The 17,295-nt window shown below is 58.0% G+C and carries 14 protein-coding genes; all 14 read right to left on the reverse strand.

Annotation, left to right across the window (positions count from 1 at the left end):
• Window positions 1-2: 2 nt before the first annotated feature.
• On the reverse strand, window positions 3-2,162 hold the full coding sequence (traD, locus tag K6958_RS20625; protein WP_249894769.1) for a type IV conjugative transfer system coupling protein TraD: 2,160 nt from the start codon (window positions 2,160-2,162) through the stop codon (window positions 3-5).
• A 173-nt stretch (window positions 2,163-2,335) separates the two neighbouring features.
• Window positions 2,336-3,247 carry a DUF6012 family protein gene (locus K6958_RS20630; RefSeq protein WP_249894770.1) on the reverse strand — a complete coding sequence of 304 codons (912 nt, stop codon included), beginning with the start codon at window positions 3,245-3,247 and terminating at the stop codon, window positions 2,336-2,338.
• A gap of 72 nt (window positions 3,248-3,319) precedes the next feature.
• The gene (locus K6958_RS20635) at window positions 3,320-3,847 is read right to left on the reverse strand and encodes a hypothetical protein (RefSeq protein ID WP_249894771.1); all 528 of its coding nucleotides are present in this window, start codon (window positions 3,845-3,847) and stop codon (window positions 3,320-3,322) included.
• Window positions 3,848-3,881: 34 nt separating this feature from the next.
• On the reverse strand, window positions 3,882-6,752 hold the full coding sequence (gene traG / locus K6958_RS20640) for a conjugal transfer mating-pair stabilization protein TraG (RefSeq protein ID WP_249894772.1): 2,871 nt from the start codon (window positions 6,750-6,752) through the stop codon (window positions 3,882-3,884).
• Window positions 6,752-8,119, reverse strand: a complete 1,368-nt coding sequence (locus tag K6958_RS20645) for a conjugal transfer protein TraH (RefSeq protein ID WP_249894773.1) — start codon at window positions 8,117-8,119, stop codon at window positions 6,752-6,754. The genes traG and K6958_RS20645 overlap by 1 nt, the downstream gene beginning before the upstream one ends.
• Window positions 8,119-8,685 (reverse strand): type-F conjugative transfer system pilin assembly thiol-disulfide isomerase TrbB, encoded by a 567-nt coding sequence (gene trbB / locus K6958_RS20650; RefSeq protein ID WP_249894774.1) that lies wholly within the window; start codon window positions 8,683-8,685, stop codon window positions 8,119-8,121. The genes K6958_RS20645 and trbB overlap by 1 nt, the downstream gene beginning before the upstream one ends.
• A gap of 3 nt (window positions 8,686-8,688) precedes the next feature.
• Window positions 8,689-9,465 carry a type-F conjugative transfer system pilin assembly protein TraF gene (gene traF / locus K6958_RS20655; RefSeq protein ID WP_249894775.1) on the reverse strand — a complete coding sequence of 259 codons (777 nt, stop codon included), beginning with the start codon at window positions 9,463-9,465 and terminating at the stop codon, window positions 8,689-8,691.
• A gap of 2 nt (window positions 9,466-9,467) precedes the next feature.
• Complete coding sequence (gene traN, locus K6958_RS20660) at window positions 9,468-11,312, reverse strand: type-F conjugative transfer system mating-pair stabilization protein TraN (RefSeq protein ID WP_249894776.1); 1,845 nt, start codon at window positions 11,310-11,312, stop codon at window positions 9,468-9,470.
• Window positions 11,313-11,367: 55 nt separating this feature from the next.
• A complete protein-coding gene (gene trbC, locus K6958_RS20665; protein WP_249894777.1) occupies window positions 11,368-11,808 on the reverse strand; it encodes a type-F conjugative transfer system pilin assembly protein TrbC in 441 nt (146 codons plus the stop codon).
• Window positions 11,809-11,818: 10 nt separating this feature from the next.
• Window positions 11,819-12,826, reverse strand: coding sequence for a conjugal transfer pilus assembly protein TraU (gene traU / locus K6958_RS20670; protein ID WP_249894778.1), 1,008 nt, complete (start codon window positions 12,824-12,826; stop codon window positions 11,819-11,821).
• Between the two features lies 1 nt (window position 12,827).
• Window positions 12,828-13,637, reverse strand: a complete 810-nt coding sequence (locus K6958_RS20675) for a DsbA family protein (RefSeq protein WP_249894779.1) — start codon at window positions 13,635-13,637, stop codon at window positions 12,828-12,830.
• Between the two features lie 11 nt (window positions 13,638-13,648).
• Entirely contained in the window at window positions 13,649-14,299 is a 651-nt protein-coding gene (gene traW / locus K6958_RS20680; RefSeq protein WP_249894780.1) for a type-F conjugative transfer system protein TraW, read from the reverse strand.
• A 33-nt stretch (window positions 14,300-14,332) separates the two neighbouring features.
• Window positions 14,333-14,686 (reverse strand): TrbI F-type domain-containing protein, encoded by a 354-nt coding sequence (locus tag K6958_RS20685; RefSeq protein ID WP_249894781.1) that lies wholly within the window; start codon window positions 14,684-14,686, stop codon window positions 14,333-14,335.
• Entirely contained in the window at window positions 14,683-17,289 is a 2,607-nt protein-coding gene (gene traC / locus K6958_RS20690) for a type IV secretion system protein TraC (protein ID WP_249894782.1), read from the reverse strand. The genes K6958_RS20685 and traC overlap by 4 nt, the downstream gene beginning before the upstream one ends.
• Window positions 17,290-17,295 lie beyond the last annotated feature (6 nt).

Consider the following 17,295-nt stretch of genomic DNA (forward strand, 5'->3'; position numbering starts at 1 on the left):
CCTCAGTTGCGGTCCAGACCAAAATCCGCGTGTTTATGTTTAACCACATCCATAACCTGCAGCGGCCGCTCAGTTTCGCGCTCTGAAACCGGTGCTGGCGCAGGGCTGTCGGCTGCAGGAGCACGTGTGGGATCAGCAACAGGCGGCGGTAAGGCGGTAACCCGGCCGCCCTTCTCGTCCGGCGCTGACTGCGCTGAGGCCGTTTCGGCGGCGTTTGTCGCGCTTTCAGCCGGCGCCGCTGCGCTCTGCGCTCCCGCTGCGGCCTGAGCGCTTTCGGCTCCCTGCTCGTCTGCAGCGGTTGCTGCCGCGTCGCCAAACAGCCTGCCCACAATCTGGCCCGCCTGGTCATCGCTGGTTTCGCCCGCCAGCGTCGCCTCGATGTCCGGGTCAAACACATCTTCCACATCGCGGGGAATACGCCCCTCAGCGATTTCGCGGTAGGCTCTCCAGGTTAGCTTCATGCGCACCACCGGCCACTCGCCCGGCAGAGTGATGTAGCACTCAAGGTCATTAAGGCTCTGCACGTCGGAATAGCTGACCAGGAACTCGTTCACCTCGTCTTTGGAGAACTGCACGCCGTCGCGAATGATGTCGATGCCGTAGCTGTACTGGTCCTTGAACTTCTTATGGCGCTGCTCGCCAATCTCCTTCTGTACCCAGTCCGCAATCGAGCCACTGGGCGCACGGTAAAAGACGCGGGTGTTCAGCAGGTCCCAGATCGATTTAGCCGCATTGGTACCGTACGTCTCTTCCAGCTGCGGGAAGTTCTGCAGGCCGGCGACGGTACAGCCGCCGAACTTACGGCCCTCGGCGCAGAACTCCGGCAGAATGGGCAGTTTGTGCAGGGACGGCAGCTCGTCCAGGAAGATCCAGATGCGACGATTGCGGTCGGCCTTCAGGCCGAGAATGCCGGACATGGTCATATAGAGCCACGCGCTCAGTAGCGGCTTCAGCGCATTGTGGTTCTGGCCGTCGCTGGAGATAAAAATCCACGGATTGACGCCGCTTGCGTCTTCGGTGTGCAGCCAGTCGCGGATGTTAAACGGACGGCGCCCGCCCTGATCGAGCCCCTGCAGGTAACGCAGCGAGCGAACGTAGGTGGTGAGAATGGTGCGGATGGTCATCGCGGTTTTCTCGATGCTGCCGTCCACCAGGTTCGCCGCGTCTGTGCCTTCCAGGAACTGGCGCAGGTCCGCCAGGCTGATGGACATCAGCTTTTTCAGCAGCTCACCGATGCTGCGGTTCTTTTCGCGAGCCATGCGCCGGGCGGTGGCCACAAACAGCGAACGGGCCGACAGCACCCAGAACGGATCACTGCTGCCGCTGCTGTCGGGCAACAGCGAGGTGGCGAAGTTTTCAAAGTCGCCCACCGTCCGGCACTCTTCCCAGAGGTCCCACGGTGCGCAGCGCGCATCGAACGGGTTGAGAATGAGATCTTTATCCTGACGGTAAAACGTCGGGATAAAGTTATTGCCTTTGTCGTACACGATGACGCGATCGCCGCGCTCGCGAAGCTGGCGCAGAAGGTCGTTAAGCGCGGTACTCTTGCCCGACCCGACGGTACCGTGCAGGCCAAAATTCTGCATCTCGGAGTCTTTCAGGATATGCAGACCGCAGATGCTGAGCGGGGACATCACGCCGGCCTTTCTGAGCAGACGATTCACGACAGCAGGACTTGTCGCGAGAATACGGCCGCCGGTAAGCTCGCTCTCGCGCTGTTTAGCACCTTTGTTGCCCAGAAACCAGGTGATGGCCATAATGGCGGCGACGAAGGAGAACGCCGCAATGCCCCAGCCGTAAAACGCCGTGTCCTTGACGTGCTGGCCCATGAGCACAAAGTACGGATCGTTCATCACCTGCAGCGCCGTGTGTTTAAACGCCACCACCTCGCCGTTTGGCCGCTCAAAGTGAAAGGTCCAGCCGGACTGAGAGGGTCTGCCGGAGAGCTTCGACAGCGGCATGATGAACCACTTAATCAGCCAGTAGGCGCTGCCGTGAATGAACTCCTGCAGCGTGAGCCGCAGGAGCATCCAAGAAAAGAATATCAGCACAGAAAAGAGCACAACCCAGTAGGAGGCGATATTCATGATCTGCACAAACATGCCGATCATGTATTTCATCACCTGGCCGCCCTGGGTGAAGTCGCGGGCGTTGAGGCTCATTGAAAATCCTTTATGTGGAAACAGTGGTAAACGTGCAGAGCTGCGGACAGGCGTATGCCAGGCAGGTAGCTGCGCGGGGTTTAATTACGGTGTGAACGTGCCCTGCTGGGCTGACGTGATATTCCGCCTCCTCCGCCAGACGCAGGGCGCGTCAGGCTGTGCGGCGGGCGGTCTCAGCGGTCTGAAACCTGAAACAGCGGCTGGTTAATCTGGTACTCGACAAACTGCTTTTCGGCGCCAGAAAGGGCGCGAAAATGCGCGGAAAAACGACGGATACAGTTCATCAGGTTAGTGGTATTGGTAAAAAACACCGGGCATACCGCGCGAACTTCCTGCAGCACGGGCTGAATGATCGACGTAAACGCATCGAGCTCCCCGGTTTCTTTCATGTCGCTTTCGATAAGCTCTTCATGCTCTGTAACCGGACACACCGTCACGCCCGGATAGGCGTAAAGCACACGCAGCGTGTCCGCGTAGTCGCGTACTTTGCAGTCAAAGGCGTCTTCCAGCGCCGGCAGGCGGTTGTTGCTTCTGGCAGGCGAAAGCAGCCGTTCAGGCTCCACGGTCGCGGCAGTATAGTATTCGGTCTGCTGCCGGATAATCCCGGCCGGGTCTGCGCGACGCCAGATAGCCGGTTCACGTACAGACGGCCTGTCGCCGGCATTCACGGTCAGGCGAGGCTGACAGGATGCGGGTATCCAGTTTTTCGTGAGGTCGGGAGCCTTATCCCGGAACGGCGTATTCCGGACGCCACTCCAGAGATGAATGACGTCCGTTGCCGCATCGTCTGCACCCACGATGTGCATATGTACCCGGTGCAAAGACACATCGCCCTGCACGAACCAGCGGGTAATTACGGTAATATCCGTTACGTAAGTGTCCGTATTCAGCAGAATGCCGTGAATGGCCTTACGGCCTTTTTTACGGCAGACATAATGCAGGCGCTTATTTGGCGACGGGAACCGAACGGTAATATCTCTTTCAGCCTGCAGATGCAAACCCAGCTCAGGAATTTCGACATCAATTAAATCAACAGAGATATTTGAGTAGTTAAGAAAAAAAGAGGGGGTCAGATGAATTAGCATTATCACCTCAAATCTTTAATTAAAGAAACATTGCCCGCCATTTTATGACGGGCCTAACGTGAAGATGGGCAATTATCGATTTAAATTATCTTTTGCGGCGCTTAAAACACCAAATAAACCAGCCAACTGAAAGCGGGATATATCAAAATTAAAAGCGAGTGCAATAATCACTGTGGATAACAGAGATATACCTGCTAATGCTATGATATTTAATATTGAAAAGACAGAAACCAACCCAGCCACAACTATGGCAGCAACCCAAACCAGATAGTAAACCTTTACTTTTTTGGTATAGATTCTCACTATCTCATACCTTTGCCCGGCGTCTTTAGGGAGCATGGAAAAAATCCGCCCATACCCACTCATAAATAAAGTAATAAATACCCAAAAAAATATTGATATTACCCCAACACCCTGCCAAACCGTCTTAATGTACACATCGGTGTATATACAAGCAATGTAAAAGCAGAAATATATCAACGCAGGTAATAGTCCACCCTTAATGCTTTGAAAAACACCTGGAACTACCGAATTTGACCTGGCAAGCTCTTCCGAGATTTGCCTCACCTCAAGTTTAATTTGATTATATGTGATACTCATACTCAAACCTCAATTTTAAATTAGTGACCATTGGTTACGGCTTTTTCTTTTGCTCATCAAGGAATTCTTTTGTCTTCTCATTTTTATTGAGCATATCATTAGCTTCTTTTGGGAGCCAATTCCCTTGAGCTTTATCAGCTGCAGTCTTTTCACGCTGATAATTTTGACCTGCTCGGCTAAATTCATCTTGTCTTTCATTTACTCCTGCCTGAGATTTAGCTTCACCTGAATTCAGTTCCGTCTGTGCTTGGCTCGCTCTTTTATTCACGGCTGCACTTTGGGCCTCAACTTCTCCGCTCACATCTGTACGAATGCTGTTCTTGGCCACACCCGCTTTAATGCTCTGGTTTGCGCTGTTATATCCGCTACCAAACTGCGTACCTGCTGTATTCGCCGGTGCGCCCATACCTTCTCCCGTACTTCCTGAGTTGCGCGCATAATCACCATCAATACGCCCCTGAAGCTTCTCAGCAAAGAACTCCTGAACCAGACCGTCACGCTGTTTCTGAACGTTTTCATCTGAAGTATTGGTAAGAATGGTTTCGGCATTACCTGGCGAACGCTGCATTGCCCACTGCACAAACTGCTGCGTGTAGTTGTCGCGCGCGCCTGCGCTGAGCGTTTCGGTCTCAGAGGCCATCTTCTGCAGCTCATGCGTATGTGACTGGCTGGCAGTGTACTGCGCATATTTGCTGTCAGAGGTAGTGATGCCAGAGGAAATCTGGTTCATCAGGCCGGACGCGTTGTTATCAACGTGCTGTCCATTGTAAGTCGTGCTGTAGTTACGCAGCACGTCCATACCCTGACTGAAGTCCTGCGATTCGCGTGCAGAAATGGTCTGGGAGTTGTCGTTTCCTTTTTGTCCTCCCTGAGTAGTCTGTGATGTTGAACCTGTTCGCCCCGTTGTCTCAACCCCAGCATGCACATCTGCTTTACCTGAAAAACCAGTTACGAGTTCAGCACCCTTTCCAAACAGATGCTTGCTGCTATCAACACCAGCCTGTACGCGCGCGCCACCATTAACAGCCAGATCGCGCGATTTGTTTTCAAGCTCAGAGTACGCCTCATTAAGGGAGATATGGTTACGGGTCGCATAGTCCTGCGCCACATTCTGCATTTTGTTCACACGCTCGGCATCGGTCACGCTTAAGCCGGTTGAAGCTGAGAGCGTTTTCGAGTCGCTGTTGCCGAACTGCTCATGGAACTGTTTGAGCTGCGAGCCGGTTTCCTGCACCGAGTGGTTGTAACCCTGCGCCGCCATTTCGGTCTGTGCCATGCTGTCACGCACCGAGCGCTGCGCTGCGCTTGCCAGATTGCGGTCAAGGTGCAGATCGACCGGCAGCCGGCTGGTTGCACCTGATGCGTCATACACCGTCTGCCCCTCCTGCGTCATGGTGCGCATCGCCCCGTTACCCAGCTGCATCGTGGTATTGCCCTCGCGGTATACACGGTTCAGGTCTGTTTTGTGCCCGTTAATGTTATCGAGCTGCACGTTACCCACGCTCATGTTGCCGGACGCCACCGCGCCGGAATCTGCGGCAGACGCGCTGCTGAGCGCGCTGCCCAGACTGGAGCTGAGACTCGCAAAGCCCTGGCCCAGCCCCGTGAAAAGACGGAATGCCAGGAACGGTATCGAGAGCATCAGCCAGCCTGCTATACCTGCCGTGGTGGTGCTGGTTTCCATCAGGCGGTTCATGTTGGACAGCGTCGGTCCCGTGGCGTGGAAGCTGTTCTGCGTGCTGTAGTTCACGGCAAAGTTAAAGATGGCGAACATCACCGGCCAGAGCATCAGGCTCCCCATAAAGTTCAGGTAGTTCTTGATAACCGACCAGGCAATTTCCCGCACGTACAGCGCCAGCACCATCACCGGGAAGATGCAGATGCAGAACAGCAGCAATACCGTATGCAGCTGCGGCAGCACCTCCGTTGCGATGGTGTAGCTCACCGCATGCGACAGCCTGAGCTTCATCAGCGACTGCTCGGAGGCAATGTCCACCATCGAGGCGGTGTCGTTCATGCCCTTCACGTAGCTGTTCAGCCCGCGCCGCAGGCCCGCGACGGCGATGTTCTGCATCATGATGGTCTGCGCAGACTTACTGCTGTCAAAAAAGTATTCGTAAGAACCCGCCAGCTGCTCGGCATAGACCGTCTGCGGCGCCCGGTTACCCGGCAGCATTCTGGCTGCATGATCCATAAAGGTTGCGCCGGTGTTGTTTCCCTGTGCCGTCAGCAGGGTTTTTAGTCGCGGTGCCGCCTCGCGGCACACCATGAATGTGGTGCCGGTACCATCACGCCAGTAGACGCCGCGCAGCGGGCTCGGGTTTTCAAATATCAGCGACGCGACGTCCTCTGACTCCATGACATCCTGCATGCTGTATTTTTGGTTCAGCATGATGTCCGGCACAACGCAATTTTTAGAAAACTCCCCCATATTGTAGGTGAGCACCGGGTCACGGCTCTGAACAGTAAAGCTGTCCTGCATCAGCTTGCTGGCGAACAGCATGCCGGTTTTGGTATAAGACCGCTCATCCGGGAAGTGAAAAATATCTTCATAGCCTGTCGTGAGCGTATAGCCCGCGCCGGTAACAAGATACAGCGGCATCGCCAGGCCTACCGGCACATTATCCACCCGCCCTATAGTATCCGGAGCGGTCAGATCGTTGACCACCACGGTGACCTTTGGCGTCAGCAACAGCGCGGTGACCAGCACGAACGTCATTCCCCACCCGAACATGGCGGTCATGTTATGCGTGCGCAGATAGGTCATTACGCAAAAAGCGATGCCCAGCATCTCCGCCACCCAGATTGTGCTGTGCCAGCCGCCGTTTTCCATCATGGTCGCCACGGCGTTAAGGCCCATCGTGATCATGCCACCGGAACTCACCACCCAGATATCAAGTGCCATCAGTTACTCCCGAATTGATAGTTCGACAGCACGCTGTCGGAGACGGATGAAGAAAGCTGCTGGCGCGTCTCGGACAGGCTGCGATCGTACTCAGCCAGTCCGTTCTGTTGCACCTGAATGCGCGCGACGCGCTGGCTCAGCTCGTTACGCACCTGACGCAGGTTCTCGCGAAAATGCTTGTTCTCTTCTTCGGTATCGAGCGTGCCGGCGGCGCCGCTGGCGGCCACGTCAATCAGCCCGTTGATATAGGACATCACCATGTCGGCCGCGATGTACTCCGCCAGGCTGCTGACCACGCTCTGATCCATGCCCACCGACGCCGAGTCGATGGTGTAACGCAGGATACGCACGCGGGTGCTGCTGATGAGCGCCTTCTCGCTTTCGGTCAGCGCCGTATCGCTGCGGGCCTTATCAAAAATGTCGTTAAGCATGTCACGCACCCGGCCGGTCATGCCTTCGTCTTCCGACAGGGTCAGATTCGCAATGGTTGGCGACAGACAGGTGGTGTTGTCGTTACAGCGGTAGATTTTCTCGGTTCCGCCGTTCAGCAGCGTGTTAAACATCGACTCGCTGCCCCCGCGCGGCTGCAGGAATGTCGGGTTACCGTTCGCGTCATAAATCACTGTGCCAACCATCGACATAATGAATTCCTTGAGTGCGCGGTCGTTGCTGAAGAACTGGTTCAGTTTTGTGAACGTTTCCCATGTCAGGTTGCGGTTACGCGGGATGCGCTTCTTCTCTTCGTCAGTCGCCTTGCTGAACACGCTGTTGGTTTCGCCACCGACACCGCAGCCCTGACGGGACGCCGCCCAGTCGGAAAACACATCGTGTTTGGTGCCGAGGTCCTGGCAGATTTGCGCGCTGGCCGCCTGCGTCTTTGGCCACAGGCCGCCGACGATGGACTGCGCGGCCTGACAGGTGGAAATATTCATGTTGTTGGTGTCCGCCGCAAGCTTCTGCAGGTAGTCCTTCACCGCCTTGCACTGCGGGCAGATGGTTTCGAGCCCGAGGTCAAAGGCGTAACCGGCAGCATTGCTGAGGATCTGCTTGCCCATGATTTTGATGCTGTCGCTGTTGATGAAGCTGAACGAGCCCAGATAGGCGTCGATGCCGCCGCAGCCCGACTTGATGTCCGGGAGCGTCACCGAAATCAGCTGAATATTGCGCACCGGCGTACGAATAAACAGGTTGCCACCGGTAAGGTAGCCCGCCGACTGCCCCTGCCACGCGGCCGCCTGCGTGTAGTTGCCTCCGCCGCCGCCCATCTCGTTAAAGAACTTGTTGATGTCGTTCTGCACGTCCGCACTCGCCGCAGCGGAGAACAGCAGACCGGCCACGATGCCGGCATTCAGCGTAAATTTGTTCATCACAGCACCCCCAGACGCACGGCCAGCGCAAAGGATTCATCCAGGCGCTGCTTCAGCGCATCCTCACCCATTTCCCCCTGTGACAGCGGGATGGTCACCAGCGACTGCGTGTTGATAATGAAGTCGGTGGGGGTTGCCTGTGGCAGTTCGGCGAAGAAGTCCTTCAGAATAGCGTCGTTTACCGGCATAACGTTCGGGAACACCGCGTCGCCCTTGCCGTCAAAGCTGTAGACGAACACGCCGATGCCGGTCTGCTCAGACACTGACTTCAGGGTCGGGTTGAAACGGTGGCAGTAGGGGCAGTCAGATCGGACAAAATGCACGATCTGCCAGTGCCCCACATCCACACGGCGACCGTCGCTCAGGTGATACCACACCGGCTTCGTGGGCGCTTGCTGCTGCGCGCCCTGCGCCTTATTTGCAGACGCCTCTCTTTGTGGCTGCCTTTCCGCCGGCGCGTCCGCGCCCTCTTTCGCCTGCTCCAGGCGGGCAATGTCGTCAATCGTGCTGGCCGTCGCCAGTACCGGCGTAAACATCAGCAGTACGGCAAAGAGTTTCGAAATCATGGTTCAGTCCTCGGGCTGGAAATCGGTAACGATGTTGAGCATGCGCCTGGCCAGGTCATCCTGGGTGATGAAACCGTACGCCAGCGGCTGGTATTTCTTCGTGCGCGGCTCGACCAGGTAAATGGCCGGGAAGTGTTCGATCTTCATCTTCTCCGCCTGCCCGTTGTTCTGCCGGGTATCCGGCAGGTCGGGGCTCGCGCGCCCGTCGACGGTGACGGGGATAACGGTCAGGCCGTACTGCTCGCTGAACTCCTTCACCACCCCGCCGAGCCGGTTATCCAGTGGCTCGTTGCCGCGGTAGAAGAAAAACACGCCGTAGCGCTGGTTCACGTAGCGGATGGCCGCCTGCTGCTTCTGACGCTGCTCGGTGTACTGGATGTTGGCGGTGCCGTTGTAAAAAGGGTGCTTCAGGCTGTAGTCGAGCTCCGGGTTGTCCAGCAGTACCTTCTCCCAGCGCGAGGCGAACATGCTGGCCTGATTCACCATCCAGTCCTGCACGATTTTGTAACGCCGGATGTTCTCGGTGGAGGGGTGCAGCATCGCCTCGTTCATCAGGTTGTCGCGAAACGCCTGCAGGCGCTTCATCTTCTGCGTGGGCGTCTCCTGCGGCGGCGCGGGGGGCGGCGCGGGCGACTGCTCGTCCTCATCCTTCTTTACCGGCTCGTTGTACCAGTACCAGCCGACGGCCGGGTCGTAGTGGTAGCCGTCGGGCTTTTTTTCCTCTGCTGCGTGCAGCGGAAGTACCGCAAGCAGCAGCGTCAGGCCGATAAGTTTTCTCACGCTTAGTCTCCTGATTTGAGGCTGTTCCGGATGTCAGAGGTAATACGCTGGTTCAGTGCATCCTGATCGGGCAGTTTGATGTTGCTGTTGAGATCGTCGTAAAAATCGCTGAAATCGATGTGGTCAAACTTAATGCCCTGCAGCTCAGCCACTTTTATTCCCCGGCAGTCCGGGCTTTCACCAGAACCGAAGCTGATACCCAGCTGGTCACGGCGCCCCTGCTCCTGCACAATGCGGGCGAGCTTGCTGTCGAAGACGCAGTAGCCCTCTTTCTTCTGCAGGCAGACCCCGAGCACCTTTTTCGAGCAGTAAGAGCCAACCTTCACGACCAGCTTTTTCTCCTTGCCGGTACCAATCTCTTTTTCCTCGGTATTGCAGTGCGCAAGTCCCACGTCCTGACCCCAGCCCCCGCTTTTGCAGCAGTTACTGAAGCCGGCCGCGCTCTTGCGACATGCCATTGCCTTGCCCGTAAAGGCCGTCACCGAATTGGGGTCCATGCCCGCGAAGTCTTTACCTGCCGCTGCGAGCGCAGCCAGCTGAGACACGGCGGCTTCAAAGTTCTGGTTCTGGCCCGCCTGCATCGCCGAGCAGCTGCCGTCCGAGCAGTAAAACTCCGAGCCGCAGATGTAGCCGGTGCTCTTTACGGTGTGTGCGCACTGGTAAGTCAGTTTGCTGTAAACACAAAGATTGCCGATTTTTTGGGTACAGGTGCGTGTACCCTCACTGCAGTTCGGATCGTTGATGTACGCCTGACAGGTGTTGGTGTCGTCTTCAAAAATGTTCCACTGCGTGGTGTAGCCCCAGCAGTCGCTGTAAAGACTGTAGGCCTTGCCGCCGACGGTCACAGAGCGGGTGCCGCCCGGGTCGCTGCAGACCTCACTCATCTTCACGGCATCCCCCATATCTGCCGGGCAGCTGCTGGTCCACTGAAGCGTCGGTACAACCGTATCCCTGACAGCCTCCATCGGCAGGGTAATGCGCAGAACAATCCAGCCCTTTGTTATCAGCTGTATCATTCCCTCCCGGCCCTCATCGTAATGCCCGTCGGTGTTGTAGCGTATCCGCATGCTGATAACCTGACCTGCCTCGACCTGCTGAGAGGTGATGCTGAAGGTGCCGGAATTGTTAATCTTTGTGCGGACCGTTTTTCCCATGACCTGGAAAGAATAATCAAGGCGATCGCCGTGCCAGCTACTGCTTCTCGGATATAACAGTTCCCATGTCCCGCTGCTCACGGTGCCGCTTTCCGGTACTGTGACGTCGTACTGCACCCAGCCATCACTCATCCGTTTACCGGTTACGCTGCCGGCATTCAGCACCAGTTTCGTGCTGTACGTCTCGCGTGACCCCGTTGTCACGATGGTTGCCTTACGTGTACAGGCCTGTGTCAGGTTATTGGCCATTTCACAACGGTGTGTGGTGTACGTGGTTTTGTTCAGCTCCTGGGCCACGCACTGGCTGCCGTTCACGCCGGTAATGGCATTGGCGTTTTCCCGGATTTCGTCGCTGTACTTCATCATGTCGGAGTCATAGCTGAGCGTGTCCGCCGGGTTGTTCACATAGGATTCGCGCGCGGTTTGTCCGAGGTCGGACTCACTCAGTTCCGTCTGTCCCTTCACGTCGATGTTTGTGGACGTCTGTGTCGGGTCGCCGTACAGGGCGCGCTGCGGCGCGTCTGCGCTGTAATTCTCGAAATAACTGTTCGGGTTGGCGCTGGTTGTGCCGTCAGCGGCTCTGCCGGCGTTGATGCCTTCCTGATTTGAGGCATCCATCGACGCCGCCAGTGCGCCGGCAGACAGGCAGGTCAGCAGCAGGCCCTGCAGCAGGGTGCGGGTTGCTTTTTTCATCTGGATTTCCGGTAATGGGGTGAAAACGGCCCGCCGCAGCGGGCAGTGGGATCAGTCAGGACTTGTTACGACAATCACCGCGTTCATTGATCATGCCCAGCGCCTGGTTCAGCGCCACGTTGCCGTACACGATGTCGAAGTGTTCGCCGCACTTCTTCACCAGCGCCGGGACCTGCTTCACGCCGTAGCGGTCAAAGCGAACCGGGTCAATCTGCACGCCACGAACCCGGTAGGTGGTGACCATGTACATCATGTACTTCGCGGTCTGCTCCATGCTGTCGCCGACCAGTCCCCGGAAGTACACCGGGATGTCCCGCGCTTCGGCCGCCTTCATCAGGATGGCCAGCTCTTTTTCCGGCACCGAGGCGGACAGGAAGTAGGCCGTCTCGTTTTCCGTGCTACCGACCTGTGTGCCCTGCGGCGCGTCTTCGGCCCGTGTGGCCAGCGCCGCCGTAAGACCGGCGACAAGCAGCAGCGTGTTGCGTGTTTTCCTCATATGTCCTCGCTTAAAGCACGACGCAGTTGCGCTTTTTCCAGATGAGATAGCCGTAGTTCTTTTTGCTGTTCGGCATTTCCTTGCCGGTCTGCCACAGCATCACGTTGCGCCCGAACGGATGACACGCCGCCACGTCCGGGATGGTGTTCACCATCTGATAGCGGTAGCGGCTTTTCGGCATGATCGCAGACGGGTACTCGTAGCAGACGGCCGTGTTATAGGGCACGGTATCGAGGATGAGTCCCTCACGGTGCAGCTTGAAATCCATGCGCTCAGAGAGCAGCGCCCCGCTGTTAAGCCCGCTGGACTCGTTCACAATGTTGCCGGTAAACGGGTACATTGAGCCGTGCGAGCCGGCACACCAGAACAGCGCATCAATTGGCTTGCTCACCCCGGCCGCCACCGCGTCCGCCGCGCAGGCCATCTGCGCAATCGGGTTGGCAAACAGCATTACCTCCGGGTTCAGAAACAGCGCCAGGTTGTCATTCTGCCAGGTCGGGTCCAGCTCCGAGAGGTAGCCGATGTCATACTCCCCGCCCTGCATACACATCTCAGAGGTAATGATGTTGAGCCAGGAGATCAGCGGGTACTTGTACCAGTGAACGTGATAGAACGTGCCCGGGTGCTCATTCGCCGTTTTCGTGCCGGTGCCTGTGCCGGTGTTCGGGATATTGATGTTAAAGCCGCCCATGTTCACCATGCAGCCCGGCGAGCGCGTCACGTCCGTCATCGCAAACGGCTCCCAGAAACCAATCGCGATGCCCGGACGCTCAAAAACGGGTGGCGGTGCCGGGCAGAACTGAATGGGCGATGACGGGTTTTCGGTATCCGGCAGCGACCCGGCTGACACCTGCACGCTGCCGATACTCATCGGGAACAGACACTCCCAGCACACGTCGGTGATGGGGTTAACCCAGCGCCCGTCACAGGTCAGGGAGGTATTGCCGCTGCTGTCAGCGGCCTGTGCCGGCTGGCAGCCCCACACCGCGAGCGCCAGTAAAAGCGTGCGCCAGACCATGTCAGCCCCCTGCGCCGCGCGCTTTTTCCACTGCCGCCTGCAGCGCCTGCAGGTCAGTCGCCCCCGGGATAACGCTGATATTCTCAGCGGTGGCACCCTTCACCGGCATCACGAAGAAAGCGGGCGTGCCCTGAATGCCGAGGCGTTTTGCAAGCGCGTTATTTTTCTCCAGCGCGGCGCCCATTGCCTCAACCTCTTCTTTCGGCGTGGCGGTCACGCCTGCCTTCACCGCCGCCTGGCGGATATCCTCATCCAGCAGCTTCCCTTCGTTGTGGCCGGTGGCATAGAGCGCGGCATGGTAGCGGTGGTACGCGTCGGCGCCGCCGTCTTTATAAACGGACAGGCCAACTTTCGCTGCCTGCACCGAGGCGGGCCAGCGGCTGCCAAAAATCGGCCACTCCTTATAGATGAAACGCACGTCCGGGTTCTGGCGGATGAACTGCTCCACGGTCGGGGCGACCTTCGCACAGTAGATGCACTGGTAGTCAAAGAACTGAATGACCGCGACATCGCCCTTCGGGTGCAGCACCGGCGAGGTGGGGTCATTCAGCAGGGCGTCCTGATTTTCCAGCGCCGCGCCGGCGGCGGCGGTCATCTGTTTTTCCTGCGACTGTGCCTGCAACTTCTGGCTCATTTCGATCAGGATTTCCGGGTGCGCGCGCAGGTAGTCTGCCGCGACCTCACCAATCTGCTGCTTCTGCGCGTCGCTGAAAGTGCTGGCTGCACCTGCAGCGGCGATCCCGGCAGTGTCAGCGGTGGCGTAGCCGGCCAGGCTCAGCATCAGGGCGGCGGCGAGGATGTGCTTTTTCATGTCTGGCTCCGTTAGCGGTCGGGAAGACCGAATTCTGTAATAAGGAAGAGTTTTTGCCCCGGTGCCTGCTTCACTTCCGCAGGTACCTGCGTGATGCCGAATTTTTTCGTGATACTGCCGGTCTGGTCGAAGTACACCCGGCTGCCGAGCGCTTCAGCGCTGTCGCGCACGTTGCCGTTGACCAGGATGATGCGAGAAGTCGTCGTGTGCGGCACCTGCTGCTTCATCCAGGTAATCTGCCGGTCGTCGTCGGCGTCGATGAAATACAGCGTCTCGTCAAACACCGGGATGACATCAAAGGGGTTCACCTTCTGCCCCTTATGCGCGAACACCACGCCGTTGTGGTCGGCGATGTCGCGCTGCACCGTGAACGACGGGTCAAACAGGCGGCTGTGCGTCTCGCGCCCGGTGGTGAGTCCCGGCACCGGTGGCGGGCGCATCGCCTCGTCTTCAGCCTTTTGCTGCATCTCCCGCTCGATGTCGGCCTGCGACCGGCCCTCAAAGTGCTGCTTCAGGTTGTCTTTCAGGACGGCAATCAGGTTGCGCTCGCGGATGTCCCAGGTATCGCCGTACGTGCCGAGCTCAGCCGCGCCCGCGTGCAGGCTCAGCGTGGCGAGCAGCGCGCCGGCGGCAATGCGCGCCAGCGGAGTTGCATGTTTCATCGGGGGGCTCCCGGTTGAGGTGATCGGGCAGGGTTATTGCTGCGGCGTCGCTTTCATCAGCTCAGCCAGGCGCGCCTGAATCTCCGGCGTGGCGTCCGGCAGGCCGGTAACGACAGCCGGGCTCACCAGAATGGCCGCGCCGCGTTCAGTGGCGTATTCCGCCGTTGCGGTGGTGACGCTGCGGTCAAAGCGCCTCAGCAGCGCCCTTCGCTGTTCGTCGGTGAGGTCCAGCTTCGCGCTCTGGCGGATCAGCGCATTGGTCGTGCCCTTCATGTCGAACGTAACCAGCGTGGGCGGCTTCAGCCAGAAAAACCAGGCGGCCGCGCACGCCCCCACGCTCAGCACAACCGACAGGCTGCAGCCCGCCACAAGGTGTTTTGTATTCAAAGTTGCATCTCCCGCAGCATGTTGATGATGTCGCGCTTGTGCGCATCGTTCTCGGCCATCTCAAACAGGATGTCCTTGATGTCCGCCCCCTCGCGCAGTCGTTTTTCGCGGTAGGTAAAGTCTTCACCTTTCGAGGAAAACAGTCCGTCGCTCAGCGGATCGAGAATGAGGCGGTGGAAGCTGGAAAATTCCCCGACGCTCAGCAGAAACGAGCTGTAGCGCGCCTTTTTCGCCGGCGGAAACTTGCGGATCATTTCCCACTCCAGCTCGTTAAACGCATGCGGCTCCTCCTTCTGGAAGGTGGTGAACGACTTGGCGTCCTGCATACAGGTGAACTTGAACGAGCTGTTGTCATAGGCCGCAAGCGCCGCCGTGGACAGGTTTTTATCGCGTATCGCCTGCGTGACCGTACCGTATGAGCCGTTGTGGCGGCGGGCGGTGCGGTAGCCCTCCTCGATAAAGTCCTTGATTTTGGTACTGGACCCGCCGAGCAGTTTCCACCCCTCGTCGATGATGTTCATCTTGCGCATGCTGCGCGGCGTGGTGTACATCATGTTCTCGTTCCAGATCATGATGCTGAACAGCACCGCTGACAGCAGGTCCTGCTGCTTGCGCAGGTCACCCAGCTCGGTGACCACGAACTGCAGGTCAGGCTTCAGCGTTGGCTCGGATGAGTTGAAGAACCTGCCGTAGATCCCTCTGGTGCTGTACTTACTGAGCAGCGTGGTGATTTCGTCAATGCGCCCGCCAATCAGCGAAGAGTGTTCGCGGGTGATGGCCGCCTGCCTCGTCTTCAGGTAGTCAATGACGTGATCGATGCGCATGTCCTGCTGATACGTCGGCCATGATTCGGTAATGGCCTCCAGGATCATGGATTCATGTACCTCATCCAGCAGGCCGTTGGGGCTTGCCAGAATGCACAGCTGGTCGCGGATGCGCTCGGCGGCAAGCGTAATGTCGGTGACGTTCGCAAACGGGTTAAAACGCAGGTTTTCGCCGTTAATATAGGTGCCGCCGAGGCTGCTGCAGGCGGCTTTATAGGAGTCACCGATATCCTGCACCGCCACCGTACCGCCCTTGTCCAGCACTGAACGCGCGATGGAGTTGGCCAGCACCGATTTGCCCGCGCCCGAGGTACCGGACATAAACCAGTTGAAGTTAGTGTTCGGCAGGCTCTCGTCAAACACGTCGATAAACGCGACCTGGTTGCGATAGCTCGGAATAAGAATGCCCGAGGCGCACAGCTTGTTATCCCCGATAACCGGCATCAGGTTCACCGCATGAAACGACTCCGATCGCTGTATGCCGCCGGTCTTGCGGCAGTCGTCGCGCAGCTTCTTGTTCACCATCGCAAACGGCAGCGTGGCCAGCAGGTTGCGCAGCTGCATAAAATCGGCGCGCACGAAGCGCAGCCCCTGCGCGGCGAAGGCGTTGCGCGTTTTTTCGGTGTAGCGCGACGTCAGATCGTCGTCATCCGGGCAGAACAGCGTGATACCGTAGAAGTAGCTGGTCAGTGAGGTCTGGTTCGACAGCAGCCGCGCACGGGCATCTTTCCACTCGGCGTGCTGACGCGTGGTGGACGGGATGTACTTGGCGTAACTGGTGTTCACGCGCGAGTCCAGCGCCAGAAAGCGGCTGTTCGCCTCGCCCTGGCTTTTCATCTGCTCCTCGGTGGTCAGCACCATCGTGCAGATAAACGGGCAGGGTATGCCGTTGGTTGGCGACATCAGGTCCTGAATGATGTTGCCGTTCTGCCAGAGGTAATGCTCCTGCGGGTTGCGGTCCAGGTTAAGGTTCACCATGCGCGCCGCAAACGGTCTGTTTTTCGCATCACTGCCCTCGATGCGGATATGTGAGGGCTTTACCCGCCAGGACGTGGTGCGGTCCACGAACTGGGTGCTGAGGTCGGCCGCCGGATCATACTCGCAGTCATAACGATCAAGCCGCGCCGGGTCGTGGTTGAAGAACTCGCGCAGCACGCTGCTGAACTCCGCCACGCCGATAGCCGACGACCACAGGTCGGCGGCGTTGAGCGCGTTCAGCAGGTTACGTCGCACGTCGCGCACGCGGATCATATCGGTTTCGGTCAGGTGCTTCACCGGCATCGCCCAGATAAAAAACAGACGGTAGTCGCGAAGGGTCAGCGGATGATCCAGGCCGTTGCTGTAGGTATAGCGCGCGCCGTTCAGGAAAAAGCGGGCGGTGACGTCGTTGCACTCGTCCGCCCGGTGTCCCTTCCAGGCAAAATTTTTCAGGCCCTGCTCGACCTGCTCTTTCACTGCCCGGGTGGAGACCAGCATGACCTGCAGCGGAATATCGCGCGGGGCCACGTCGCGAAGCAGGTACTCCAGGCTTTCCGCCAGCTTCTCGTTGGCGCCGATCAGCGGCTGTGATTCCACCACAAAGCCCACCGACTCCTTGTTCACCCAGATCTGACTTTCGCTGTCGTAATCTTTATAGGGCAGCAGGTCGCGGATGTGCGGGTAGTCCATGTCCTGCAGCTTCTGGCGCGTTTCGTTCGTGGTGTCGCGCTCCCCCAGAATCCCCGCCACCGTCTCCACCACGTTCAGCGGGTCAAAGCGGAAGCCTTTCAGAAATTTCATGCAGAC

The sequence above is a fragment of the Mixta hanseatica genome (assembly GCF_023517775.1).
Taxonomy (GTDB): Bacteria; Pseudomonadota; Gammaproteobacteria; order Enterobacterales; family Enterobacteriaceae; genus Mixta; species Mixta hanseatica.

What these genes read in the sequence shown, in the direction of transcription:
- K6958_RS20635 (WP_249894771.1), bottom strand. Translation starts at nt 3,847, where the DNA reads ATGAGTATCACATATAATCAAATTAAACTTGAGGTGAGGCAAATCTCG.
- traC (WP_249894782.1), bottom strand. Translation starts at nt 17,289, where the DNA reads ATGAAATTTCTGAAAGGCTTCCGCTTTGACCCGCTGAACGTGGTGGAG.
- trbC (WP_249894777.1), bottom strand. Translation starts at nt 11,808, where the DNA reads ATGAGGAAAACACGCAACACGCTGCTGCTTGTCGCCGGTCTTACGGCG.
- K6958_RS20675 (WP_249894779.1), bottom strand. Translation starts at nt 13,637, where the DNA reads ATGAAAAAGCACATCCTCGCCGCCGCCCTGATGCTGAGCCTGGCCGGC.
- traU (WP_249894778.1), bottom strand. Translation starts at nt 12,826, where the DNA reads ATGGTCTGGCGCACGCTTTTACTGGCGCTCGCGGTGTGGGGCTGCCAG.
- trbB (WP_249894774.1), bottom strand. Translation starts at nt 8,685, where the DNA reads ATGATTTCGAAACTCTTTGCCGTACTGCTGATGTTTACGCCGGTACTG.
- traN (WP_249894776.1), bottom strand. Translation starts at nt 11,312, where the DNA reads ATGAAAAAAGCAACCCGCACCCTGCTGCAGGGCCTGCTGCTGACCTGC.
- traG (WP_249894772.1), bottom strand. Translation starts at nt 6,752, where the DNA reads ATGGCACTTGATATCTGGGTGGTGAGTTCCGGTGGCATGATCACGATG.
- traD (WP_249894769.1), bottom strand. Translation starts at nt 2,162, where the DNA reads ATGAGCCTCAACGCCCGCGACTTCACCCAGGGCGGCCAGGTGATGAAA.
- traW (WP_249894780.1), bottom strand. Translation starts at nt 14,299, where the DNA reads ATGAAACATGCAACTCCGCTGGCGCGCATTGCCGCCGGCGCGCTGCTC.
- K6958_RS20630 (WP_249894770.1), bottom strand. Translation starts at nt 3,247, where the DNA reads ATGCTAATTCATCTGACCCCCTCTTTTTTTCTTAACTACTCAAATATC.
- K6958_RS20645 (WP_249894773.1), bottom strand. Translation starts at nt 8,119, where the DNA reads ATGAACAAATTTACGCTGAATGCCGGCATCGTGGCCGGTCTGCTGTTC.